General features: G+C 73.2%; 23 protein-coding genes and 1 pseudogene. 12 read left to right on the top strand and 12 right to left on the bottom strand.

Annotated elements, in window-relative coordinates; translation table 11 throughout:
- Positions 1 to 8 precede the first annotated feature (8 nt).
- Both AB0M93_RS27040 and AB0M93_RS27035 read left to right on the top strand, forming a co-directional pair.
- Positions 9 to 728: a methyltransferase gene (locus AB0M93_RS27040; RefSeq protein WP_364277579.1), complete on the top strand. Its 720-nt coding sequence runs from the start codon at positions 9 to 11 to the stop codon at positions 726 to 728.
- A complete protein-coding gene (locus AB0M93_RS27035; RefSeq protein WP_364277576.1) occupies positions 715 to 927 on the top strand; it encodes a CDGSH iron-sulfur domain-containing protein in 213 nt (70 codons plus the stop codon). The genes AB0M93_RS27040 and AB0M93_RS27035 overlap by 14 nt, the downstream gene beginning before the upstream one ends.
- A gap of 40 nt (positions 928 to 967) precedes the next feature.
- Here AB0M93_RS27035 and AB0M93_RS27030 read toward each other — a convergent pair whose 3' ends face one another.
- Both AB0M93_RS27030 and AB0M93_RS27025 read right to left on the bottom strand, forming a co-directional pair.
- A complete protein-coding gene (locus AB0M93_RS27030) occupies positions 968 to 1,972 on the bottom strand; it encodes an iron-containing redox enzyme family protein (RefSeq protein WP_364277573.1) in 1,005 nt (334 codons plus the stop codon).
- 9 nt (positions 1,973 to 1,981) lie between these two features.
- A complete protein-coding gene (locus AB0M93_RS27025) occupies positions 1,982 to 3,115 on the bottom strand; it encodes a glutamate--cysteine ligase (RefSeq protein ID WP_364277570.1) in 1,134 nt (377 codons plus the stop codon).
- A 112-nt stretch (positions 3,116 to 3,227) separates the two neighbouring features.
- Between AB0M93_RS27025 and AB0M93_RS27020 the strand changes: the two genes are divergently transcribed.
- Positions 3,228 to 3,620, top strand: a complete 393-nt coding sequence (locus AB0M93_RS27020; protein WP_364277568.1) for an STAS domain-containing protein — start codon at positions 3,228 to 3,230, stop codon at positions 3,618 to 3,620.
- On the opposite strand, the gene AB0M93_RS27015 is transcribed toward AB0M93_RS27020, so the two are convergent.
- The gene (locus tag AB0M93_RS27015) at positions 3,617 to 4,711 is read right to left on the bottom strand and encodes a glutamate--cysteine ligase (protein WP_364277565.1); all 1,095 of its coding nucleotides are present in this window, start codon (positions 4,709 to 4,711) and stop codon (positions 3,617 to 3,619) included. The two genes, AB0M93_RS27020 and AB0M93_RS27015, sit on opposite strands and share 4 nt — an antisense overlap.
- A gap of 96 nt (positions 4,712 to 4,807) precedes the next feature.
- On the opposite strand from AB0M93_RS27015, the gene AB0M93_RS27010 reads away from it, so the two are divergent.
- Both AB0M93_RS27010 and AB0M93_RS27005 read left to right on the top strand, forming a co-directional pair.
- The gene (locus AB0M93_RS27010) at positions 4,808 to 5,176 is read left to right on the top strand and encodes a hypothetical protein (protein WP_364277562.1); all 369 of its coding nucleotides are present in this window, start codon (positions 4,808 to 4,810) and stop codon (positions 5,174 to 5,176) included.
- 8 nt (positions 5,177 to 5,184) lie between these two features.
- Positions 5,185 to 5,664: a hemerythrin domain-containing protein gene (locus AB0M93_RS27005; protein ID WP_364277559.1), complete on the top strand. Its 480-nt coding sequence runs from the start codon at positions 5,185 to 5,187 to the stop codon at positions 5,662 to 5,664.
- A gap of 49 nt (positions 5,665 to 5,713) precedes the next feature.
- Here AB0M93_RS27005 and AB0M93_RS27000 read toward each other — a convergent pair whose 3' ends face one another.
- Positions 5,714 to 7,174: an ornithine decarboxylase gene (locus AB0M93_RS27000; protein WP_364277556.1), complete on the bottom strand. Its 1,461-nt coding sequence runs from the start codon at positions 7,172 to 7,174 to the stop codon at positions 5,714 to 5,716.
- 45 nt (positions 7,175 to 7,219) lie between these two features.
- On the opposite strand from AB0M93_RS27000, the gene AB0M93_RS26995 reads away from it, so the two are divergent.
- Entirely contained in the window at positions 7,220 to 8,440 is a 1,221-nt protein-coding gene (locus tag AB0M93_RS26995; RefSeq protein WP_364277554.1) for an amidohydrolase, read from the top strand.
- A gap of 69 nt (positions 8,441 to 8,509) precedes the next feature.
- Here AB0M93_RS26995 and AB0M93_RS26990 read toward each other — a convergent pair whose 3' ends face one another.
- The 6 genes from AB0M93_RS26990 to AB0M93_RS26965 form a co-directional block, all read right to left on the bottom strand.
- On the bottom strand, positions 8,510 to 9,406 hold the full coding sequence (locus tag AB0M93_RS26990) for a TauD/TfdA family dioxygenase (RefSeq protein WP_364277551.1): 897 nt from the start codon (positions 9,404 to 9,406) through the stop codon (positions 8,510 to 8,512).
- Positions 9,403 to 10,716, bottom strand: a complete 1,314-nt coding sequence (locus AB0M93_RS26985) for an LLM class flavin-dependent oxidoreductase (RefSeq protein ID WP_364277550.1) — start codon at positions 10,714 to 10,716, stop codon at positions 9,403 to 9,405. Before AB0M93_RS26985 ends, AB0M93_RS26990 begins: the two co-directional genes overlap by 4 nt.
- Positions 10,713 to 11,555, bottom strand: coding sequence for an ABC transporter permease (locus AB0M93_RS26980; RefSeq protein ID WP_364277547.1), 843 nt, complete (start codon positions 11,553 to 11,555; stop codon positions 10,713 to 10,715). Before AB0M93_RS26980 ends, AB0M93_RS26985 begins: the two co-directional genes overlap by 4 nt.
- The gene (locus tag AB0M93_RS26975) at positions 11,552 to 12,325 is read right to left on the bottom strand and encodes an ABC transporter ATP-binding protein (RefSeq protein ID WP_364277544.1); all 774 of its coding nucleotides are present in this window, start codon (positions 12,323 to 12,325) and stop codon (positions 11,552 to 11,554) included. Before AB0M93_RS26975 ends, AB0M93_RS26980 begins: the two co-directional genes overlap by 4 nt.
- Positions 12,322 to 13,341 (bottom strand): ABC transporter substrate-binding protein, encoded by a 1,020-nt coding sequence (locus AB0M93_RS26970; protein WP_364277541.1) that lies wholly within the window; start codon positions 13,339 to 13,341, stop codon positions 12,322 to 12,324. The genes AB0M93_RS26975 and AB0M93_RS26970 overlap by 4 nt, the downstream gene beginning before the upstream one ends.
- A 101-nt stretch (positions 13,342 to 13,442) precedes the next feature.
- Positions 13,443 to 14,660 carry an ROK family transcriptional regulator gene (locus tag AB0M93_RS26965; protein ID WP_364278029.1) on the bottom strand — a complete coding sequence of 406 codons (1,218 nt, stop codon included), beginning with the start codon at positions 14,658 to 14,660 and terminating at the stop codon, positions 13,443 to 13,445.
- Positions 14,661 to 14,749: 89 nt separating this feature from the next.
- Here AB0M93_RS26965 and AB0M93_RS26960 point away from each other — a divergent pair, with 89 nt between their 5' ends.
- On the top strand, positions 14,750 to 15,085 hold the full coding sequence (locus AB0M93_RS26960) for a metalloregulator ArsR/SmtB family transcription factor (RefSeq protein WP_364277538.1): 336 nt from the start codon (positions 14,750 to 14,752) through the stop codon (positions 15,083 to 15,085).
- 84 nt (positions 15,086 to 15,169) lie between these two features.
- Positions 15,170 to 15,322, top strand: a complete 153-nt coding sequence (locus tag AB0M93_RS26955) for a hypothetical protein (RefSeq protein ID WP_364277536.1) — start codon at positions 15,170 to 15,172, stop codon at positions 15,320 to 15,322.
- Here the strand turns inward: AB0M93_RS26955 and AB0M93_RS26950 are convergent.
- A complete protein-coding gene (locus AB0M93_RS26950; RefSeq protein WP_364277534.1) occupies positions 15,291 to 16,259 on the bottom strand; it encodes a WYL domain-containing protein in 969 nt (322 codons plus the stop codon). The two genes, AB0M93_RS26955 and AB0M93_RS26950, sit on opposite strands and share 32 nt — an antisense overlap.
- Positions 16,260 to 16,321: 62 nt before the next feature.
- Here AB0M93_RS26950 and AB0M93_RS26945 point away from each other — a divergent pair, with 62 nt between their 5' ends.
- From AB0M93_RS26945 to AB0M93_RS26930, 4 genes and pseudogenes are all read left to right on the top strand, one after another.
- Positions 16,322 to 17,449, top strand: a complete 1,128-nt coding sequence (locus AB0M93_RS26945; protein WP_364277531.1) for an epoxide hydrolase family protein — start codon at positions 16,322 to 16,324, stop codon at positions 17,447 to 17,449.
- A 95-nt stretch (positions 17,450 to 17,544) separates the two neighbouring features.
- A pseudogene (locus AB0M93_RS26940) lies at positions 17,545 to 18,412 on the top strand (crosslink repair DNA glycosylase YcaQ family protein).
- Between the two features lie 73 nt (positions 18,413 to 18,485).
- Positions 18,486 to 21,482, top strand: coding sequence for a BTAD domain-containing putative transcriptional regulator (locus tag AB0M93_RS26935; protein ID WP_364277528.1), 2,997 nt, complete (start codon positions 18,486 to 18,488; stop codon positions 21,480 to 21,482).
- Between the two features lie 31 nt (positions 21,483 to 21,513).
- Positions 21,514 to 22,737: an FAD-dependent monooxygenase gene (locus AB0M93_RS26930; RefSeq protein WP_364277525.1), complete on the top strand. Its 1,224-nt coding sequence runs from the start codon at positions 21,514 to 21,516 to the stop codon at positions 22,735 to 22,737.
- On the opposite strand, the gene AB0M93_RS26925 is transcribed toward AB0M93_RS26930, so the two are convergent.
- A complete protein-coding gene (locus tag AB0M93_RS26925) occupies positions 22,706 to 23,026 on the bottom strand; it encodes a DUF3140 domain-containing protein (protein WP_364277521.1) in 321 nt (106 codons plus the stop codon). The two genes, AB0M93_RS26930 and AB0M93_RS26925, sit on opposite strands and share 32 nt — an antisense overlap.
- Positions 23,027 to 23,035: the final 9 nt, after the last annotated feature.

The following is a 23,035-nucleotide window of genomic DNA, read 5'->3' as shown; positions in this document are numbered from 1 at the left end:
AGACCCAGATGACCACATCGGCGGAACCCGTCCGCCCGGGCCCCTTGGCCGCCCGGCCCGTCGTCCACCCGCCGGTGCCGGCCGCCCCGCGGATGCTGCGGCTGCCCGGCGTCTACCGGCCGCAGGAGGACACCGCCCTGCTCGCCGCCGCGATCGCCGAGCTCACCATCCCGGCCGGCGCGCGGGCTCTCGACCTGTGCACCGGCACCGGCGCGCAGGCCATCACCCTGGCCCGCCGCGGCGCGGGAACCGTGTTCGCCGTGGACCTTTCGCGCCGGGCACTGGCTTCGGCGCGGCTCAACGCGCTCGTCCGCCAGCTCGCCGTGCGCCCGTGCCGGGGCGGCTTGAGCCGGGCGCTGCGCGAAGGCCCGTTCGACGTCGTCGTCGCGAACCCGCCGTACGTGCCGTCCCCGGCGCCGGCCGTCCGGTCCACCCGGGGCTGGGACGCGGGCCCGGACGGCCGCGCGGTGCTCGACCCGCTGTGCGCCGCCGCGGGCAAGCTCCTGCGTCCCGGGGGGACGATGTTGCTCGTCCAGTCCGCGATGTCCGATGTGGACAAGTCGCGGGAACTGCTGGCCGCGCAGGGACTCCGGACCTCCGTCGCCCGCCGCGCCCGGATCCCGTTCGGACCGGTCCTTTCCGGACGGACGGCGTTCCTCGAGGCGGCCGGGCTGATCGAGCCGGGGCAGCGGGTGGAAGAGCTGGTGGTGCTCCGTGCCGACCGCTGAGCGCGGCCCCCGCCGGGTGACCGTCGTCCCGGGCGGGCCGGTCCTCGTGGAGGGGCCGGTGGAGCTGTGCACGCCGGAGGGCGAGACCGTGCGCTCGGACCGGTTCGTCGTGGCGGTGTGCGCGTGCCGGCGCAGCAAGCGGTTCCCCTTCTGCGACACCAGCCACCGCAAACGGGTGCGCACGCAGACGGACGACTGAGGGTGATGGCCTTCCGGCGGACCGGGAGGCCATCACCACGTCAGCCCAGCGGCAGGCGCAGCGACGACTCCCCGGCCTTCCAGCGGCTCAGCACCTGCTCGCCGAAGCGGCCTTCGAGGAATCCGGTCGCCTGGATGCCGAACACGACGTCGGCGGCCAGCGCCGGCTCCTGCTCCAGCAGGTCGCCGAGCACGTCGTGCCGCATCACCTGTTCGTGGACCGCGTCGGCCTCGATGTGCTCGGTGAAGAAGAACCGGCAGGCCTCGGGCGCGCCCAGCCGCTGCAGGGCCTGGTCCATCCGCTGCGCCGACGGTGCCGTCGTGATCTCCGCCGCCGCGAAGTGGCCGCACAGCGCGCCCCGCAGGGACCGGTGCAGGCCGAACAGCGACATCATGTTGACCACCGCCAGCATCGCGGCGGGGACGTGGTCGATGAGCTCGAGGTAGCCGTCCGGCAGGTCCGCCGCGCGCAGCAGGTCCGCGTAGAGCCGCGCGTGCATCAACTCCGCGCGGCCGCCGCCGAACTCGTCGAACTCCACGGCCACCAGCGCGGCCTTGGCGCGGCCGCGCAGCCGCGGGATCACCCACGCGTGCGGGTCGGCTTCCTTGTGGTGGTAGACCGAGCGGTGGGTGAAGTACTCCCGCATCTGCGCCCAGTCGCCCTGGTCGCGCAGGAAGTGCGAGAGGCCTTCGACGTCGATCGGCTCGACGAGCAGGTTGTCGAGTTCGCCCGCGACGTCGTCGCCGCCCGCCACGTTGTCCCGGAGCGCGGTGAGGAACCGCGCCTCGAGCGCGCCGCGCAGCCGCAGCACCTCCGGGTCCCACTCCCAGTCGGCCGACACCCCGGGCAGGCCCTGGTAGTGCAGTTCGTAGCACAGGTGCAGGGCGAGCTGGAGGTCGTCGCCGAGCGGGTCGGCGTCCGCGAGCCCGTCGAAGTCCAGGTCCGCCCGCGGCTGCTCGCGCAGGAGCGTTTCCAGCACGGTTTCCGAGAGCGGACCCCGGGTCGCGGGCAGGGTGGCCGCCCCGGGGGTGGTGGAGGTCGTCATGACCCGGGGCTACCCCGTCAGCAGCGTTCCATGCCCGGCCGGCACGGTGGCCGCGGTGAGCCACCGCACCGCCGCCGCCGTCCCGTCGGCGGCCGCCGCGCGCTGCTGCACGGAACCGGTGCCTTCGGTGCGCACCGCGTCGACGAGTTCCTCCACTTCGGCCAGGTCGCCGCTTTCCGCCAGCGGCGTCCGGACGTGCTCCAGGAGGTCTTCGACGAGGGTCCACGCGGGACGCCGCGTCTCCTCGGCCACGTCGACGAGCTCCCCGGCGAGGCCGTGACGCGCCGCGGTCCACACGGCCGCCGCGGCCACCTGCGGCGACAGCGGCGCGGCCTCCCGGCCCGCGGCCAGGTCGGTCAGCGCCCGCCGCACCAGGGCCCGGCTCAGCAGCGCCTGCAGCACGGCGTGGTCGACGGTCAGCGCGGTGTCGGCGACCCGGAACTCGACCGTCGGGAACCGGCCGGACGGGCGGGCCAGCCAGAACGTCTGGTCCGGGTCGACGAGCGCACCGCACTCCACCAGCGTCTCCACGGCCCGGCGGTATTCGGCGTGCCCTCGCAGGTGAGGTGCGACGCCGGAGCCGGGGAAGCGGGACTGCAGGACCATCCGCCAGCTGTGGTAGCCGGTGTCGCGGCCCTGGTCGAACGGCGCGTTGACCGACAGGGCGAGCAGCGTGGGCAGCCAGCGGCCCACGTGGTTGACGACGGCGACGGCGGTGTCGGGGTCGGGCACCCCGACGTGGACGTGGCACCCGCAGGCTTCGTAGTCGGCGACGACCGCGCCGTAGACGGCGTCGATCTCGGCGTAGCGGCCGGTGCTCGCGGGCGGCGGCCCGGCAGGCCCGGGCCCGACCGGGGTGCCGGTGGCCAGCAGCGCGCAGTCTTCGGCCGCCGCGGCCCCGGCCAGCACGCGGCGGGCGGCGGTCAGCTGGTGGCGCAGCTCGCCGGCGGTGGTGCAGACGCCGCTGGCGGCTTCGAGCTGGGTGAGCCGCAGTTCGCGGTGGATCTTCACCCCGTCGGGTAACGGGCCGTGGTGGCGGTACCGGGCCAGCACCGGTTCCGCGCACGGGGAAGCGTGCCCGGTGCGGGGGTTCACGAGGAGGAACTCCTCTTCGACACCCATCGTGGGCGGGCCGTCGGACATGGGCGGGCTCCTTCCGGACGGGCGTTCGCCGCGGATACCCGCTGCGGCGACGGAAATGCACCCGGACTCGGCGCTTGTTTCGCCACGCGCTCACTGCGGGTACTTCGCACAGATGACGACTCACGAGCGGTCGCGGGCGGCCGCGGTGGATTCCCCGCCTGTCCACCGCCTGCCCGCACCCCGCGCCCCGTCCGACGGCGACCTCGGCAGCCGGCTCCGCTGGAAGAGCGCCGACGCGGTCGTCGTGGAGGTCACCGGCGAAGTCGACCTGTGCACGGTCGCCGGCCTCGCGACTGTCCTCGACGAACACATCCGCGCCCGCCCCGGCGTCCTGCGCGTCGACCTCGGGCAGGTCCGGTTCCTCGGCGCCGCGGGCATCCGCGTGCTGCTGCGGGCCGGGCGGCACGCCGAAGCCGCGGGCGTCCACCTCGTCGTCGACCCGGGCGGCTCACGGGCCGCGGTCCGCGCCCTCGAACTGCTCGACCGGGTCCAGCAGGGGCGCTAGGTCCCGGCGAGCAGATCGACGACGTCCTCGCCGCGGTTGCGCTCGGCGAACCGGCGCCGCTGCCGGTCGGCGCCGCCGCCTTCGGCCGCCAGCCTGGCCGTCGACTCCCGCGCGAAGTCGAGGTCGCCGGCCGCCGCCAGCGCGGGCGCCGTCAGCTCGACCAGATCGTCGAGCACGACCTTCGTGGGCTCCAGGTCACCGCTCTTCGGGTGCGGGCAGCAGCCGGTGACGCCTTCCCGCGACGCCCGCCAGAGCTGGGCGCGCAGCACCTCGTTCGGCAGGTGCGGCAGGGGAGCGTCGCCCGCCAGCGCGGTGGCGACCAGCCCGCGGGCCAGCACGCCCAGCAGGACCGCGTCTTCCGGGGTGGCGGCGACGTCGGCGATGCGGAATTCCAGCGTCGGCTGCTTGTCCGAGAGCCGGACGTCCCAGTAGATCATCCCGCGGTCGAGGATCGAACCGGCGCGCAGCCACCCGTCGACGATGCTTTCGTACTCGTCCAGCGACGCGAACCGCGGCGGCGGGCCGGCCGAGGGCCACCGGCTCCACTGCTGGTAGCGCCAGCTGCAGTAGCCGGTGTCGTAGCCGTCGGAGACCGCCGAGTTCGCGGTCACCGTGAGCAGCGCGGGCAGCCACGGCCGGACCCGGTTGAGCACGTCGACGCCGGTTTCCTTGTCGGGGATCGCGACGTGCACGTGGCACCCGCACGTCAGCGAAGTCCGCGCGGTGGCGCCGAAGTGCTCGGCCATCCGCTCGTAGCGCGGGTTCGGCGTGATGACGGGCGGGTTCTCTTCGAACAGCAGTGGCGCCGCGGCGGGCAGCAGCCGGTATCCGCGCCGCCGCGCGGCCTGGGCCAGGTCGCCGCGCAGCCCGCGCAGCTGGCGCAGGGCCTCGGCGTGGGTGCGGCACACGTCCGTGGCCGCCTCGGCTTGGTGCCGGGTCAGTTCGTGCTGCAGTTCGCCTTGGTCGTCGCCAGCTGCTTCGGCGGCGTCGACGACGTCGTCGCCGGCCTGGGACAGGTGGCCACGGCGGTCGACGACGAAGAACTCCTCTTCGATGCCGAACGTCAGCACGTCGCCCGTCGGTTCGTTCACCGGTGTGCTCCTGGAGGTCGGGGGCCCGCTGAATACCCGGACGGGGGATCCGGCAAACGGCGTTTTCCGGGGCGGCGAACGGGTATCCCGCCGCTCATGAACCCGAGTGCCGCCTCCTCGCCCTCGCTGCTGGCCGCCGACGCGGGTGCCACCGTGCGCCGGCTGTCCCGCTGCGTCGGCGAAGGCGAGCTCGACTCCCCGGCCGAGATGTACCGGGTGCTCGGTGCCCTGCGGCTGCTGGCCGACGACCTCACCCAGCTGCTGCCCGCCCTGCAGGGGCGGCTGGAGGACGGCCTGCTGGCCGGCCGGGTCGTCCGGCCCGGCGGCGGGGAAGCGGTCGCCGCGACCTGGGATTCGGTGGGGGAGGTGGGCCGGGCACTGGCGCACGCCAGGACCGTGGCCCTGCTCATGACGAAGGAACTGGAGAACTCCCAGGTCGCCCTGCGGGACCTGGCCACACCGTGAGGACACCGATGTCGACCGACGCGATCGTGCTGCTCAAGAACGACCACAAGACCGTGGAGAAGCTGTTCAAGGAGTTCGAAAAGGCGGGGGAGGACGCCTACGACGAGAAGCGCCGGATCACCGACTCGATCATCGAGGAGCTGACCGTCCACGCCTACATCGAGGAAGAGATCTTCTACCCGGCCGCGCGGCAGGCCGTGCCGGAGACGAAGGACCACGTCCTGGAAAGCGTGGAGGAGCACCACGTCGTGGTGTGGATGCTGTCGGAGCTGCTCGGCATGGACCCGAAGGAGGAGACCTTCGACGCGAAGGTCACGGTCCTCACCGAGAACGTCCGCCACCACGTCGAAGAGGAAGAGGACGAGTGGTTCCCCGAGGTCCGCTCGGCGATGGGCCGCAAGCAGCTGCAGGAACTGGGGCAGCGGATGATCGACGCCCGCCCGAAGGCGCCGAAGAACCCGCTGGAACTCAAGAGCGCCAAGGCCTGACCGGCTTCCAGGAAACGCCCGGCGGGCTCCGGCCCGCCGGGCGTTTTCGTCACCGCTTCGCGACGACGCGGATCGACTTGAGTTCGGCATCGGCGGGGTCGGGCAGCATCATGCCCGCGCCGAGCCCGCTGCGCAGGTAGTCGACGACCGGCTGGGTGATCACCTCGCCGGGCAGCACCCCGGGCGCCCCGGGCGGGTAGGGCGTGATCATCTCCGCCGCGACCCGGCCCGGCGCCTCGGCCACCGGCACCTGCTCGGCCGGGCCGAAGAAGGCGTCGCGCGGCAGCATCGCCGTCTCCAGCTCGAGCTCCCGCGGCGACGGCAGGTCCACCTTCGGCGGCTTCTCGAACGAGGGCGCGGCCTTCACCAGCGCGTCGACGGCGTCGACCAGCGTGCCGGCGGTCCGCTCGTCGTCGGAGTGGTTGAACTGGGCGACGATCCGGCGGTGGTCGGCCAGGCCGACGGTGACCCGCTGGTGCTCGCGCAGCCAGTCGGCGGCCTGGTAGCCGCTGATGCCGAGCGCGTCGAGGTCGAGCACGACCTTCAGCGGGTCGACCGCGTGAGCCAGGTCCGGGCCGAGGAACTCGTCGTGCATCACCGCCACGCCGAGCTCGGCCAGCCGGCCGCGCACCGACTTCACGAGCGTCAGCGCGCCGTCGATCAGTTCCCGGCCGTGTTCGGCCATCTGCCGCCGCCAGCCGTCGAGGGCCGCGTAGACCAGCGAGCTCGCACTGGTCGTGCCGAGCAGGTCTTCCCGCGCCTTCAGCACGTCCGGGTCGACGCGGTCGCCCTGGAGGTGGAAGACCGAGCTCTGCTCGACCGCGGCGCCCATCTTGTGCACGCTGGTGACGCACACGTCGGCGCCGGCGTCCATTCCCCACGGCGGCAGGCCGTCGTGGAAGGGCAGGTGCGCGCCCCACGCCTCGTCGACGATCAGCGGAAGGTCCCGCTCGTGGCACCAGTCGGCGATCGCGCGGAGGTCGCCGCCGGTGCCGTAGTCGGTCGGCGTCACCACCAAGGCGCCCTTGACGTCGGGATTGCTCTCGTACGCTTCCGCGAACTCCCGCACGCCCGGTGGGTGGCTCAGGTGCCGCCCGGCGTCCCAGTGCGGGCGCACCCACACCGGCTGGACCCCGCTGACGATCAGCCCCGAGATCACCGACTTGTGGACGTGCCGGGGCACGAGCAGCTTTTCGTGCGGGCCGGCGACGGCGAGCATCGCGCTCTTCACCGACAGGGAACTGCCGCACGTCGAGAAGAACGTGTGCTCGGCGCCGACCGCGTCGGCCATCAGCTCCTGCGCCTCGGCGAGCACGCCCTGGCGCATCAGCCGGTCGTCGAGGCCGTTGAGCGCGATGACGTCGGACTTGAACACGTCGGCGCCGACGATCTCCAGCACGCGCGGGTCGACCCCGCGGCCCTGCTTGTGGCCGGGCGCGTTGAACGGGACGTAGCCGGCGCTGTGGTATTCGCGCAGCGCCTCGAGCACGGGTGCCTTGCTGTGGTCCATGCGCCGGAGTAGCCGGAGGCGGCTCGCGCGAAACACCCCGGTGGCATGACCGTCCGTGGTTGGGGTATCCCGGAGGGCATGGAGTGGCACGAGGAGCTGCACGAGCGGGCCGACGAGCGGATCGAGCAGCTGGACGAGCGGCTGTGGGCCGTCGCGACCGCACTGCACGAGCAGCCGGAATTGTCCTATGAGGAGCACGCCGCCGCGGACCGGCTCACGCGCGAGCTGGCCGCGGACGGCTTCGAAGTGGAAACGGGGGTCGCCGGGCTCCCCACGGCGTTCGTCGCCCGCGCCGGTGAAGGGCGGCCGTGTGTGGCGCTGCTGCTGGAGTACGACGCCCTCCCCGGCCTCGGGCACGCGTGCGGGCACAACCTGATCGCCGCGGCCGGCCTCGGCGCCGCGCTGGCCGCCAAGGAGGTGCTGGGGGACACCGCGGGGTCACTGCTCGCCGTGGGCACACCGGCCGAGGAACGCGGCGGCGGCAAGGTCGCCATGGCCGAGGCGGGGGTCTTCGACGACGTCGACGCGGCCCTGATGGTCCACCCCGGCGTCCACTCGTGGTCGTGGGCGCCGCTGACCGCGCAGGTGGAGCTCAAGGTCACCTTCCACGGCCGCGCCGCCCACCCGACCGGCGACCCGGAGGCGGGCATCGACGCGCTCGCCGCGCTGATCCAGGCGTTCGGCGCGGTCGCGGCCCTGCGCCAGCGGTTGCCGGCGGCCTCGCACGTCCAGGGGATCATCACCCACGGCGGCGAGGCGACGAACATCGTCCCGGACCGCGCGGAGGGCCGCTTCGGCCTCCGCGCGCTGACGACGGACGCGCTGGACCGCCTGGTCGAAGACGTGACGACGTGCGCGGAGGGTGCGGCCCTGGCGACCGGCGCGAAGGCCGAGGTCGAACGCCTCGGCCGCGGCTACTCCCACTTCCGCGACAACCCGGTGCTGTCGGAGCGGTTCACCGAGCACCTGGCGGCGTGCGGGATCCACGCGACGCCGCCGGCGCCGGGGGTCTTCCTCGGGTCCTCGGACATCGGCGACGTCAGCGTCCGCGTCCCGGCGATCCACCCGTTCGTGGCCATCGCGGCGGAGGAGTACTCGGACCACACGCCGGAATTCGCCGCCGCGGCGGCGAGCCCGCGCGGCCGCGCGGCGATGCTGGCCTCGGCGGCGGCGCTGGCCCGCACGGCGATCGACCTGCGGACGCACCCGGCGCTGGTCAGCCGCGCGTGGGACTGCTTCCGGAACCGGGCGCGGACGGGGTGGTGACCGGGAGCCGCTCGACGGGGTCACTCCTTCCCGTCCGCACCCGGTCACCCGGGCGCGGACGGGCGCCGACTACGCGACGGAGGTGTAGTGCGACGCGTCACCTTCGAGCGACTCGCTCGTCCGCCCGTCGATGCCGGCCGGGATGTCGCCGGCGACCGTGACGCGGTTGAGCCGCCGCGGCAGGCCGTCGTAGTTGTCGATCGCGTAGTGCTGGGTGATCCGGTTGTCGAACAGCACGAGCTGGTCCGGCTCCCACGAGACCCGCACGATGTTCTCCGGCCGCGTGACGTAGGACTGCAGCAGCCGCAGCAGGTCCCGCGACTCGGTCACCGACAGCCCTTCGATCCGCTGGGCGAACCCGCCGATGAACAGGCCGCGCTCGCCGGTCACCGGGTGCACCCGCACCACCGGGTGCACGGTCCGGTACTTCCGCGACACGAACTGCGCCCGCCGCGCCTGCTCCTGCTCGTCCACCGTCTCCGGCGGCTGCACGTAGTCGTAGTCGTTGGTGTGCACCGCCCGCAGCGTGTCGGCGAAGGCCCGCAACGGTTCCGGCAGGTCCCGGTAGGCCGCGGCGGCGTTCGCGATCAGCGTCTCCCCGCCGTAGGGCGGCACCACCAGGCTGCGCAGCGTGCTGGCCTTCGGCGGGTTGAGCACGAAAGTGACGTCGGTGTGCCAGTGGTTGGCCCGGCCCCGCTCGCTGTCGACGGGCAGGATCGCCGGCGCGCCCTCGGCGGCGGGCACCGTCGGGTGGGCCTTGGTCAGCTCGCCGAAGTGCGCGGCGAACCGCTGCTGGCCCTCGTCGTCGAGGCGGACGTTCCGGAACACCAGCGCCTTGTGCTCGTGCAGGGCGTCGGTCAGGAACGCCACCTGGGCCGCGTCGAGGTCGCCGGCGGGGTCGAAGCCGACGATCTCGGCGCCGATCCTCCCGGTCAGCTTGCGGACGTCGGTGCCGATGGTGGTCATGCGGGCTCCTTCACTCGGTTGCGGTTGACGGGCCGCGCGAGGCCGTAGTGCTCGCGCAGGGTGGTGCCGGAGTACTCGGTGCGGAAGAGCCCGCGCCGCTGCAGTTCCGGGACGACGAGGTCGACGAAGTCGTCGAGCCCGCCGGGCAGGGTGGGCGGCATGACGTTGAAGCCGTCGGCGGCACCGCCGCGGAACCACGCCTCCAGCTCGTCGGCGACCTGGACCGGTGTCCCGGCGAAGACGCGGTGCCCGCGCCCGCCGGCCAGCCGTTCGAGGAGCTGCCGGATGGTGAGGTCCTCGCGCCGGGCCAGGCCGACGACCAGGTCGAACCGGCTCTGGCCGCCTTCGGTGAAGCTGCCGACGTCGGGCAGCGGGCCGTCGATCGGATAGGCGGAGACGTCGTGGTCGAGCATCTTCGACAGCTGCCGCAGCCCGTAGTCCGGCGTGATCAGCGCGTTCAGCTCGGCTTCGCGGGTGCGGGCCTCGGCTTCGGTGCGGCCGAGGATCGGCGAAATGCCCGGCAGGATCTTGATCTCGTCCGGCGCCCGGCCGTACTTCGCGAGCCGGCCCTTGACGTCGTCGTAGAACGCCTTGCCCTCGGCGAAGGTCTGCTGCGCGGTGAACACGGCTTCGGCGTGCCGGGCCGCGTACTCCTTGCCGGTTTCCGACGACCCGGCCTGCACGAGCAGCGGGTGTCCCTGCGGCGGCCGTTCGATGTTGAGCGGCCCGCGGACCTGGAAATGCGGCCCGTCGTGCTCGATCGCGCGGATCCGGTCGGTGTCGGCGTAGACGCCGCTCAGCCGGTCGACGACCGCGGCGTCGTCGTCCCAGCTGTCCCACAGCTTCTTGACGACCTCGACGAACTCCTCGGCCCGGTCGTACCGCGCGTCGTGCGACGGGCGCTTGGCCAGGTTGAAGTTGCGGGCCTCGTCGATGCCGGCCGAGGTGACGATGTTCCAGCCCGCGCGCCCGCCGGAGAGGTGGTCGAGCGAGGCGAACTTCCGGGCCAGGTGGTAGGGCTCGTTGTAGGTCGTCGACGCCGTCGCGATCAGTCCGATCTGGACTGTCGACGCGGCGAGCGCGGACAGCAGCGTCAGCGGCTCGAAGTGGCTGTGTGAGTTGTGCTTCACGTTGCCCCACAGGGCGACGCCGTCGGCGAGGAAGAGCGAGTCGAGCTTGCCGCGCTCGGCGGTCCGCGCGATGTCCGCGTAGTGCTGCAGCGTCCGCGCCCGGTGCGGGTCGGTCGAGGGGTGCCGCCACGCGGCTTCGTGGTGGCCGTTCGGCATCACGAACGCGTTGAGGTGCATCATGGGGTCTCCTTGGGACGCCAGGTGGAAAACCGCCGTTCGAGGACGACGAAACCGGAGTTGACGAGCACGCCCAGCAGCGAGACCGCGATGATCCCGGCGTACATCTGCTGGATCTGGAAGTTCACCTGGCTCGTGTTGATCAGGTAGCCGAGCCCGGCTTTCGCGCCGACCATCTCCGCGGCCACCAGCACCAGGATCGAGTAGGACGCCGCCATCCGGATGCCGGTGAACACCGTCGGCACCGCCGAGGGCAGGATCACCTTCCGGAACAGCCGCGGGCTCGACAACCCGAGCGAGCGGGCCGCCTTGACCAGCAGCGGATCGACGGTGTTGACGCCGGCGATCGTGTTGAGCAGCACCGGCCACACGCAGGCGTAGACCACGAGGCTGACCTTCGACAGCTCGCCGATGCCCAGCAGCAGCGTGAACACCGGCAGCAGCGCCAGCGCGGCGGTGTTGCGGGCGAGCTCCAGCAGTGGTTGCAGGAACCGCGCCACCGGCCGGTACCAGCCGATCAGCAGCCCCAGCGGCACGGCCACCGCGACGGCCACGGCGAACCCGGCGGCGGATCGCCCGACGCTGGCCAGCAGGTGGTCGGCGAGTTCACCGTCGAGGGCGAGGTCCCACAGCGCGTGCAGGTCCTCCGACAGCGGCGGCAGGAACGTCCGCGTGCTCTCGTCGAGCACGAACCGGGGGACCAGCTCCCAGAGCGCGACGAACAGGACGACCGCGGCGGACGCGTGCACCGCCCGGGTGAGCTTCTGCCTGAGCCGGCGTGGTTCCGGCGGCGGAGCCGTGCGTCCGATGTGGACGGACGGTGCTTCGAGGGTGGTCGTCATCGGGCCGCGCTCCGTTCGTGTTCGGCCGCCTTGCGGACCTCGTCGTGCAGCAGTTCCCAGAGCCGGTGGCGCTGCCGCCCGAACTCCGGCCCGGAGCGGACGTCGCCGGTGCGGTCGCCCAGGTCGACGTCGACGACGGCCTTGAGCCGCCCGGGTCGCGAGGTGAGCACCGCGACCCGCTGTCCCAAGTAGACGGCCTCGTCGATGCCGTGGGTGATGAACACGATCGTCTTGCCGGTGCGGCGCCAGATCCGCAGCAGCTCCTCCTGCAGCTGCTCGCGGGTCTGCGCGTCGAGCGCGGCGAACGGCTCGTCCATCAGGAGCACGGCCGGGTCGTAGGCCAGGCTGCGGGCGATCGCGACGCGCTGCTTCATCCCGCCGGACAGCTCGTGCGGGTAGCGGTCCTCGAAGCCGGACAACCCCACCAGGGCGAGGTATTCGCGCGCCCGTTCGGCGCGCTGCCGCTTCCCGAGCGGCCCGCCTTCGAGGCCGAACTCGACGTTGGCGCGGGCCGTGCGCCACGGGAACAGCGCGTACTGCTGGAAGACGACCCCGCGGTCGAGGCCGGGGCCGCGCACCGGCTCGCCGTCGATGAGGACCTCGCCCGACGTCGGCGTGGTCAGCCCGCCCAGCAGGTCGAGCAGCGTCGACTTGCCCGAGCCGCTCGGGCCGACCAGGGAGAGGAACGTGCCGTCGGCGATGTCGAGCGAGACGTCGTCGAGGGCGGTCAGGGCACCGAAGGTCTTGGTCACCGAGCGGATGCCGATCACTTGGTCACCGCCGGGGCGCCGTCGCGGTAGGGGTTGAACTCGTTGGTGTAGAGCTTCGAAGTGTCGATCCGGTCGTGCTTGAGGTAGCCCTCCTGCTTCAGCCACGGCTCCCACCGCGTGTAGTCCTGGTCGGAGATCAGGCCGCCGCGGGTGATGCCGACGCTCTTCCAGTACTTCAGCGTGTCGGTGCTTTCGTTGCGGCCGCGGGCTTCGATGATCTTCGTGAAGCGCGCGATCACCTCGTCGCGCGGGGTGGTGCGTTCCCACTCGATCGCCCGCGCCACGGCGGAGACGAAGATCTTGGCGGTCTCCGGGTACTTCTTGATGAAGTCGGTGCGCAGCACGTACGGGCCGCCGTTGTAGGGCCCGAACGCGGCGACGTCGGTGAACAGCGGGCGGATGCCGCCGGCAGCGAGGGCGTGGTCCTGCAGGATGCCCTGCAGCGCGGCGACGTCGAGCTGGCCGTTGCGCAGCGCCTGTTCGGCGTTCACCGGCGGGATCACCACCAGCTGCACCTGCTTGATCTCGTCGCCGGAGAGGCCCTGCCCCTTCAGCCAGGTGTCGAGCGCCGCTTCGAGGTTGGCGCCGGCGGTGTTGACGCCGACCTTCTTGCCGATCAGGTCGCGGGCGGTCCGGACCGGACTGTCCTCTTTGGTGTAGAAGCCGATGAACGACCTGTCGTCGGAGCCGTAGTAGTTGACGACCGCCTTGACCGGGGCCCCGGCTTCGACGAGCTTGACGACCGCGCCGGTGAAGGCGCCGCCGAAGTCGGTCTGGTCGGTGGCGGCCGACTGGATGTCCTGCGGGCCGCTGATCGTGTTGCCGACCCACTTCAGTTTGACCGGCCCGAAGTAGCCGAGGTCCTCGGCGAGTTCGGGCAGGGTGACGGCGTTCGCGCTGCCTTGGTAGCGCAGTTCCAGCTTCTCCGGTTGCCCGGGCGCACCGGTGGCCGTCGCCGAAGCGCAGCCGGCCAGCAGCATCACGGCGGCGGCGAACAGGGGCAGGGTTTTCTTCACGGTGGTTTCGTCCGTTCCGGGAGTCGGTGGGGATGCCGCAATTGTCGGCGGCGCCCGGACGGGCGGTCAATTTTGCGAGTTCGTGAAATAACTCCGCCGGTTCACGAAGCCCGCGGCAACCCGGTCAGCAGCGGACCGAGCGGGTCTTCGTAGAGCACGTCCAGGAGCACCGCGCCGCCCGCGGTCGCCAGCTCGGTACCTGGGAAGCTCGTGCCCACAACGGTTTCCGCCGGATCGGGGCAGCGCGTCCGGTCGCGGACCTCCTCCCGGATGGTGGGAAGGCAGCCGGGCACCGCGGCTATACTCCGGTCGACCACCACGAGCACGGCCGGATTGAGGACGTCGAGCAGAAGGGCGGCCGCCTGGCCGATCAGCCGGGCGCGGTCGTGGAGCATTGTCACGGCCTCGGAATCGCCGCCGGCGGCGAGCGCGAGCAATTCCGGAAAGTCCGGTCGCGCGATGACCCCGTTTTCCGCGGCTTTGCGCGCGAGTGTCCCTTCCGAAACGGCCGCTTCGAGACAGCCGGTGCGCCCGCACCGGCACGGCTCGCTGCTGCCGTCGACCCGCAGGTGCGCGACGGCGCCGGCGGCCGAGCGCGGCCCGTGGTGCACTCCCGGGCCGGTGGCGAACGCGGCGTCGACGACGTGACCGGTGAACAGCTGCACGATGCTGTCCCGCGCCCGCGGGTGCCCGAAGAGCCGTTCGGCGTGCACCAGCGCCCGCGCGTGCCCGTCGACCTCGACCGCCAGCCCGGTGCTGCCGGTCAGGAGGTCGCGGACCGGGACGTTCCGCCAGCCGAGCAGCGGGTGCTCGACGACGGTGCCGGACGCCCGGTCGACCCAGCCGCCGGTGGCGACGCCGAGGCCGAGCGGCTCGCGGTCCGGCGCGTGCCCGAGCAGCAGGTCGTCGAAGATCTCGGCGGCGCGGGCGAGCAGGTCTTCGGCGGCCAGCCCGTCGTGCGGTTCTTCGTGCTGCACCAGCACGTTCCCGCGCAAGTCGAGCAGCGCGACGGTGGCGTGGTGCACGGCCAGGTGCAGCGCGCCGGCGACGTGCCGTCCGGTGTCGAGGTCGACCGGCACGTGCGGCCGGCCGACGCCCCCGCGTGGTTCCGCTTCCGGGAGCTCGCGCAGGAGTCCCAGCCGGGCCAGTTCGGCGGTGTGCCCGGTGACCGCGGCCGCGGACAGCCCCGTCCGCCGCGCGATGGTGCTGCGCGCGATCGGCCCGTCGTCGAGGACCGCCCGCAGCACGGCGCTCGCGCTGGCGCTGCGCCGGGCGCCGCGCGCGTCCGTCCTCTGTGGACTCCCGGCCCGGCTGCTCATGGCCCGATCGTCGCAGACGAACCGGCGTGCGCCCAGCGTGCCCAGGATGCGGGCTTGACGCATACCCATATGGGAATATGATCGGCCGCGTGGCACGAGCAGCGACGACGGCGGACACCTTCAACGCGGTCGCCGAACCCCGGCGGCGGCAGATTCTCGACGTCCTCATGGACGGCGAGCGGTCGGTCGGCGACTTGGTGGACCTGCTCGGCCTGGCCCAGCCGCAGGTGTCGAAGCACCTGCGGGTGCTGCGCGAGGTGGGCGCGGTGGACGTGCGCGGCGGCGGCCGCCAGCGGCTCTACCGGCTCAACGGCGCCGCGCTCAAACCCATCCACGACTGGGTCAAGCGCTACGAACGGACGTGGTCGGAGCGGTTCGCCCTGATGGACGCCGTCCTCGAGGAACTCAAGGGACAGGAGCGGTGACGTGGAGATCACCACCCCGGCCGAGGACCGGATCCTCATCACGCGCGAGTTCGACGCGCCGAAACACCTGGTCGCTGGCGGTACGTGCTGAAGACGAACGGCGACCGCACGCGCCTGGAACTGCTGACCGAGACCGGCAGCAAGGAACTGCGGGACACGATCCTGCAGTCCGGTATGGAGGTCGGCGTGCGGGAACAGCTGGCGATCATCCAGGAGCTGGCCGACTCCCTGCGCTAGCGGCCCGCAGGAACCGCTCGCCGGTCTTGGCCAGCTCCGCGGCGAGCTCCGGCGCGTCGAGCACCTCGAAGTCCACTTCGAGCAGTCCGAGGTGCAGCGCGAGCATCGGGGCGTTGTCCGACCCGACCTCGGCGATGCAGCGGTCCGGGCCCTCGGGCGTCACGTCGACCGCGATCGGCAGCCGGGCCCGCACGTGCTCGACCGGGGCGTGCAGCCGCACCCGGGCGTGGAACCGCCACGTCGCCGCGCCCGCGCTGCGCTGGACGAACTGCACGACGTCGCCCTCCGGCGGCTCGCGCGGGGCGAAGCGCGGGCCGTTCGGCACTTTCGGCGTCATCCGGTCGACGCGGAAGGTGCGCCAGTCGTCGCGGGCGGTGTCCCAGGCGACGAGGTACCAGCGTCGTCCCCAGCTGACCAGCCGGTGCGGCTCCACGTCGCGGCGGCTCGGCGTGCGCTCGTGGCTCGTGTAGCCGAAGCGCAGCCGCTCACTCGCCCGGATCGCCGTCGCGATCGCGGTGAGCACTTCCGCGTCGACGGCCGGGCCGGCGCCGGGCACCGCGACCGTCGCGGTCTGCAGGGCCCGCACCCGGTGCCGCAGCCGGGACGGCAGCACCTGCTCCAGCTTGGCCAGCGCGCGCACCGACGTCTCGCCGATGCCGGCGACGCCCGTGGCCGTCCGCAACCCGACCGCGACGGCCACCGCTTCGTCGTCGTCCAGCAGCAGCGGCGGGAGCTGCGCGCCCGCGCCGAGGCGGTAGCCGCCCTGGACACCGGGAGCCGCTTCGACCGGGTAGCCGAGTTCCCGCAGCTTGCCGATGTCGCTGCGGACGGTGCGCGCGGTGACGCCGAGCCGCTCGGCCAGGTCGCCGCCGGTCCAGTCGCGCCGTGTTTCGAGCAGCGACAGGAGCCGCAGGAGACGGGCGGAGGTCTGCAACATCGCCCGAGCATCGCACGCATTGCGGAAGAAAGTCTTCCGCAATACCTCTTAGCGTGCTGCTCATGACGAACGAAATCCGCCCCTTCCGCATCGACATCCCGCAGGCCGAGCTGGCCGACCTGCACCGGCGCCTGGCCGCGGCCCGGTTCGCCGAGCCCGTGCCCGGCGACGAGCCGGACTGGTCCCGCGGCATCCCGGCGTCCACGGTCCAGGCGCTGGCCGAGTACTGGCGCGACGGCTTCGACTGGCGCGCCCAGGAGGCGGCGCTCAACGCGTTCCCGCAGTTCACGACGGTGATCGACGGCCAGACCGTGCACTTCCTGCACGTCCGGTCGCCGCGGGCCGACGCGCTGCCGCTGCTGCTCACCCACGGCTACCCGAGCTCGATCGCCGAGTTCCTCGACGTGATCGGCCCGCTCACCGAACCGGGCCCCGACGCCTTCCACGTCGTCGTCCCGTCCTTGCCCGGCTTCGGGTTCTCGACGCCGTTGAGCGGCCCCGGCTGGGAGCTGGCCCGGACGACGGACGCGTTCGCCGAGCTGATGACCCGCCTCGGCTACGACCGGTTCGCCGCGCAGGGCGGCGACATCGGCGCGGGCGTCACCGGCCGGCTCGCGGCGCTGTACCCGGACCGCGTCGTCGGCACCCACGTCAACAGCGACCGCGGCACGATTGCGCTGGCCGGCGAGCAGCTGCCGATGCCGGACCACCTGTCCGAGGCCGAACAGTCCGAACTGGACACCGCCCGGGCGGAATGGCGGGCCGGCCGCGGTTACCTGGACATCCAGTCGCACAAGCCGGAGACGATCGTGGCCGCGCTCACCGATTCCCCGGTCGGGCAGCTGGCCTGGATCGCGGAGAAGTTCGAGGCGTGGACCGGCCCGGACGGCATCGACCGCGACCGGCTGCTGACCAACGTGAGCCTCTACTGGTTCACCCGCAGCGGCGCGAGCGCGGCCCGGTTCCTCTACGAGGCGGCTCACTCGGGGCACGGCTGGCTGGCGCCGTCGGACGTCCCGGCGGGCTGGGCGGTGTTCAACAGCTCGCCGGTGGTCCGCCGGATCATGGACCCGGAGGAGAAGATCGCGCACTGGTCGGAGTTCGCCTCGGGCGGCCACTTCGCGGCGATGGAGGAGCCCGAGCTCCTCGTGGCCGACATCCGCACGTTCTTCCGCGGCCTGCGGCCGTGAAAGTCCGCGCGCTCAACCGGGCGCTGCTCGCGCGGCAGCACCTCCTCGACCGGGCCGCGCAGCCGGTCGCCGCGGTGCTCGGGCACCTCGTCGGAATGCAGGCACAGGCCCCGCTCGCACCGTACGTCGGGTTGTGGACACGGATCTCGGGCTTCCGGCCGGAAGAACCGGCCGCGTTGATCACCGGGCGTGCCGCCGTGCGTGCGTCGCTCATGCGAGGGACGGTCCACCTCGCCCTCGCCGAGGACGCGCTGATCCTGCGGCCGCTGATCCAGCGCGTCGTGGCGAGCGGCTACACCGGGCACTTCGGCGGCCGGATCGGCGACGCCGACCTCGGCGCGGTGGCGGCCGCCGGGCGGGCGTGGCTCGAGGAACGGCCGCGCACCCGGCGGCAGCTGCGGGATCTCCTCGCCGAACGCCGGCCGGAGCACGACGCCGAAGCGCTCTCGTACGCGGTCGGCTACTTCGTCCCGACGGCCCAGCTCCCGCCCCGCGGTGTCTGGGGCTCGACCGGTCCGGCCGTGCTCACGACCTTGGACGGCTGGCTCGGCCGCCCCTTGGCCGAAAAGCCGCCGATCGAGGACGTCGTACGGCGCTACCTGCGCGCGTTCGGCCCGGCGTCGGTCGCCGACGTCCAGGCGTGGTCGGGGCTGACGAAGCTGCGGGAAGTCGTGGAGCCGATGGAACTGCGGACGGTGCGCGCGGAGTCCGGCGAGGTGCTGTACGCGGGTGCTCCCGCCCGGCCGGCGGGTCCCGCTGCCGCCCGGCAACGGCGCATCGCGGGGAACGCTGCTGGTGGACGGCTTCTACCGCGCGGACTGGCGGTTGCACGGCACGGGCCTGGAGGTCTCGCCGCACGATCGGCTCTCGACGGCGGAGCGGGCGGAGATCGAGGACGAGGCCGCGCGGCTGCTGGAGTTCCTCGACGCGAGGGACCGGCCGGTCCGGATCACCGGGAGCTGACCGCGGCGCCCGGCCGGGCCGGATTCACCGAAAGCCGGCCGCCGGACCTCTGCGCTGGGCCAGAATCGCCGGTGTGCAGTTCGCCATCCTCGGGCCGGTCGAAGCCCGCCGTGCCGACGGGACCCCGGTCGCCCTCGGCGGGCCGCAGCTGCGCGGGCTGCTCGCCTTGCTCGCCCTCGATGCCGGGCGGGTCGTCAGCGCCGAGCGGCTCATCGACGGCCTGCACGGCGAGCACCCGCCCGAGGGCGCGGCCGAGGCCCTGCAGTCCCAGGTTTCGCGCCTGCGGCGGCGGCTGCGGGACGGCGGCGCGCCCGACGGCCTGGTCGAATTCACCCCGGCCGGGTACCGGCTGGCCGTCGATCCCCAGGACGTCGACGTCCACCGGTTCGAACGGCTCACCGCGCAGGCTCGCGAGACGCCCGACCCGGCCGGGGCCCTGGAGCTGCTGGACGAGGCCCTCGCGCTGTGGCGGGGGCCGGCGCTCGACGGGCTCGCCGACCCGCCGCGCGCGGCCCGGCTGGCCGAACTGCGGCTGGCCGCGACCGAGGACCGCGTCGAAGCCGCACTCGCTCTCGGCCGGCACGACCGGCTCGTCGCCGAACTGTGGGAACTCGCCCGCGAACACCCGCTGCGCGAACGGCTCTCCGCCCAGCTGATCCGGGCCCTGCACGGCAGCGGGCGGTCCGCCGAAGCCCTGGCGGTGTTCGCCGGGATCCGGGAACGGCTCGCCGACGAACTCGGCGCCGACCCGTCGGCCGAGCTTGCGAACGCGCACGCCGCGGCCCTCCGGGCCACCCCCGTCCCGGCGCGCCGGGTGCCGGTGCCGCTCACCGGGTTCGTCGGCCGCGTCGAACTCGACCGCCTCACGACGGCGTTGCGCGAAGCCCGGCTCGTCACGCTCACCGGACCGGGCGGCGCGGGCAAGACGCGGCTGGCCGTCGAAGCCGCGGCCCGGGTGGCAGGCGAAGTCTGCTTCGTCGAACTCGCGGCGACCACCGACGTCCCGCGTGCCGTCCTGGCCGCCTTGGGCCTGCGGGAACAGGGCGTGCTGACCCCGGGCGCGCCCGCCGACCCGGCCGACCGCCTCGCCGCCGGGCTCGCCGACCGGCCGCTGCTGCTGGTCCTCGACAACTGCGAACACGTCGTCGCCGAGGCCGCCCGGCTGACGCGGCGCCTGCTGGGGGAGTGCGCCGGCCTGCGCGTCCTGGCCACCAGCCGGGAGGCGCTGGGCCTGACCGGCGAGACGCTGGTGCCGGTCGGCGCCTTGCCCGCCGACGCCGCGGAACGGCTGTTCACCGACCGGGCCGCGGCGGTCGCCCCCGGCGAGGCACCCGCCGCCGGCGCGGTCACCCGGATCTGCGCCGCCCTCGACGGCCTCCCGCTGGCCATCGAACTCGCCGCCGCCCGGCTGCGGACGCTGTCCGCGGACGACGTCGCCGCCCGGCTCGGCGACCGGTTCGGCCTGCTCTCGCGCGGCGACCGGACCGCCGAACCGCGGCACCGGACCCTGCGCGGTGTCGTGGAGTGGAGCTGGGACCTGCTCGACGCGGACGAACAGCTCCTGGCGGGCCGGTTCGCGGTGTTCGCCGGCGGCGCTCGGCCGGCCGCCGTCGAACGCGTCTGCGATGTTCCCGACGCGGTGCTCACCGGGCTGGTCGAGAAGTCCCTCGTCGAGTTCGACGGCCGCCGGTACCGGATGCTGGAGACCATCCGCGCGTTCTGCGCCGAGCGGGGCGACGACCGGCGCGCGGCGCACGCGAAGTACTTCCTGGACTTCGCGTGCACCCACGAGCCGAAACTGCGGGGCGCCGACCAGCTGACGGCGCTGGCCGAGCTGACCGCCGAACACGCCGACCTGCACGCGGCCCTGCGCTGGAGCGCCGCCGAAGCCCCGGAAACCGCGTTGCGGCTCATCGCGGCCCTGTCCTGGTACTGGTGGCTGCGCGGGGTGCGCAGCGAGGCGACGCCGATTGCGGACGCCGTGCTCGCCGCCGTCGGCCCCGAGCCGCCGCCCGGGCTGGCCGAGGAGTACGTCCTGTGCGCGATCCACGCGTCGGCCACCGACGTCGCGATCGAGCCGATCCTGCAGCGGCTCGACGGGCCGCTGCGGTACCCGTACCTCTTCCTGCTGTGGGCGTTTTCCCCGCGTACCAAAGCCAAGGAGGGCGAACGGCTGGCCGCGTTGCTCGGCTCCGACGCCTGGTCACGCGCGTTCGCGCGGATCGGCGACGGCCTCGGCGCGCAGTACGGCGGCCGGATCGCCGAAGCCGAAGCGCACTTTTCGGCGTCACTGGACGCCTTCCGCGTCCTGGGTGACCGCTGGGGCGAGGCGAGCGCGCTGGAGAAGCTCGCCGAGTTCGCGGACTGGCGCGGCGACCACCCGCGGTTCCGCGCGCTGATGGACGAGTCCGTCCGGCTGGCCGGCGAGCTCGGTGCCACCGAAGACGCGGCCGACCTGCTGTGCCGCCGCGCCGACGGCGTGCTGCGCGCCGGCGACGCCGAGGCGGCGCAGGCCGACTACGAAACCGCCGCCGAGCAGGCGCGCGCCGCGGGCACGCCGTTGACACTGGCCCGCGCCCGCGGCGGGCTGGGGGAGATCGCGCGGCGCGCGGGCGACCTGACGACGGCGCGGCGCTGGTACTCCGCGGCGCTCGCCCTCGCCACCGACCCGGTGACCGGCGGCGAGACCCGCATCCGGCTGCACACCGGCTTCGGCTGGACGGCGGCCGCCGAGGGCCACCTCGACGAGGCGACCGAACTGCACCAGGAAGCGCTCGCCACGGCGTTGGAGCACACGAACCTGCCCGGTGCCGCCCAGGCGATCGAAGGACTGGCCGGGGTGCTCGCCGGCCGCGAGGAGGACGAACGCGCGGCGTTCCTGCTCGGCGTGGCCGTCGGGCTGCGCGGCGCGCCCGTCACCGGGGACGCCGACGTCGCCGGGGTGGCCGGGCGTGTCCGGGCGCGCATCGGCGCCGAGGCGTACGCCAAGGCGTTCGGGCGGGGCCGGGAAATGCCGCCTGAGCAGGCGGTCGAGGAGGTCGGTCAGCGGCGGTTCGCGCTCGGTTCGTGAGCGGTCAGCGGCCTCGCCGATGCTTCGCGGCATGACGAAGAACATCCTGATCTCCGGCGCCAGCGTCGCCGGCCCCGCCCTCGCCTGGTGGCTGCACCGCCACGGCTTCCACGCCACGGTCGTCGAGCGCGCCCCGAGCCTGCGCGAAGGCGGGTACAAGGTCGACATCCGCGGCGTCGCGGTCGACGTCGTCCGCCGGATGGGCCTGCTGGCGGAGGTGCACGCGGCGAGCACGGACATGCGCGGCGCGGCGTTCGTGGACAAGCGCGGCAAAGAGCTGGCCACCCTCGACGCGGACACGTTCGGCTTCCGCCACGGCGACGACACGGAGATCCTCCGCGGCGACCTGGCCCGGATCCTGTACGACGCCACCCGCGGCGACACCGAGTACCTCTTCGGCGACTGGATCACCGGGCTCGACCAGCGCCCCGACGGCGTCGAGGTGACGTTCGCCCACGCCGCACCCCGCCACTTCGACCTGGTGGTCGGCGCGGACGGCCTGCACTCGGGCGTCCGGGCGCTGGCGTTCGGCCCGGAGGAGGACTACCTGCGCCGCTTCGACGCGTACATCTCCATCGCGACGGTCCCCAACAGCTTCCAGCTGGACCGCTGGGAACTCCTGCACTCGGCGGCCCCGGGCAAGATGGTGAACGTCTACAGCACGGCCCGCTCAGCCGACGCGAAGGCGGCGTTCTGGTTCACGGCGCCGCCGATGCCCTACGACCGCCGTGACGTCGAGGGCCAGAAGGCGATCGTGGCGGACCGGTTCGCGGACCTGGGCTGGCAGATCCCGGCCCTGCTGGAGGCCATGCGCGAAGCGGACGACTTCTACTTCGACCCGGTGTGCCAGATCGTCATGGACAGCCTGTCGACCGGCCGGGTGGTCCTCCTCGGCGACGCGGGCTACTGCGCGTCCCCGGCCTCGGGCCAGGGCACCAGCCTGGCCTTGGTCGGCGCGTACGTCCTGGCGGGCGAGCTGGCAGCGGACTTCTCCGAGGCGCTGACCCGCTACGAGTCTTCGATGCGGCCGTTCATCGAGAAGAACCAGGCGCTGGCGAAGACGGCGTTGCGCGGGATCATCCCGCAGTCCCGGGCGTTCGCGTGGTTCAACACCCGGATGATCAGGCTGATGCCGTACCTCCCGGGCCGCAACCGCGTCCTGGAGCAGATGTCCCGCCCGATCCGCGAAGCGGCGAACGCCTTGGAGCTGCAGGACTACGCGGCTAGTGCAGGGGATCGTGCCCCCAGTTCATGAGCGAGTGCCGCCAGGTGGTGTCCTTGACGTCTCCCGACGGCCGCTGCGCCAGGTGCCGGTGCACGTACCCGACGACCTTGCGCATGTGCGCGAGATCGTCCCCGGTCAGGTCGTCCTTCTTCTTCCGCAGGATCTCCGCGATGCGCCGGCCGGACTTGTGCCCGATCGACTCGCTGTCCTTGTGCTGCCCGGCCGCCTTCGACTCGTCCGTCTCGAGCCAGTCGTCGAGCTGCTTGGCGGTCATGTTGACGCTGCCGGCGAACTCGCGGCGCGTTTCCTCGTCGTCCATCCGGGACGC

This window comes from Amycolatopsis sp. NPDC051102, from assembly GCF_040682815.1.
In the GTDB taxonomy this organism is placed as follows: domain Bacteria; phylum Actinomycetota; class Actinomycetes; order Mycobacteriales; family Pseudonocardiaceae; genus Amycolatopsis.
Note: the sequence above shows the minus strand (reverse complement) of the source record. Positions and strands in the feature narration are given on the sequence as shown.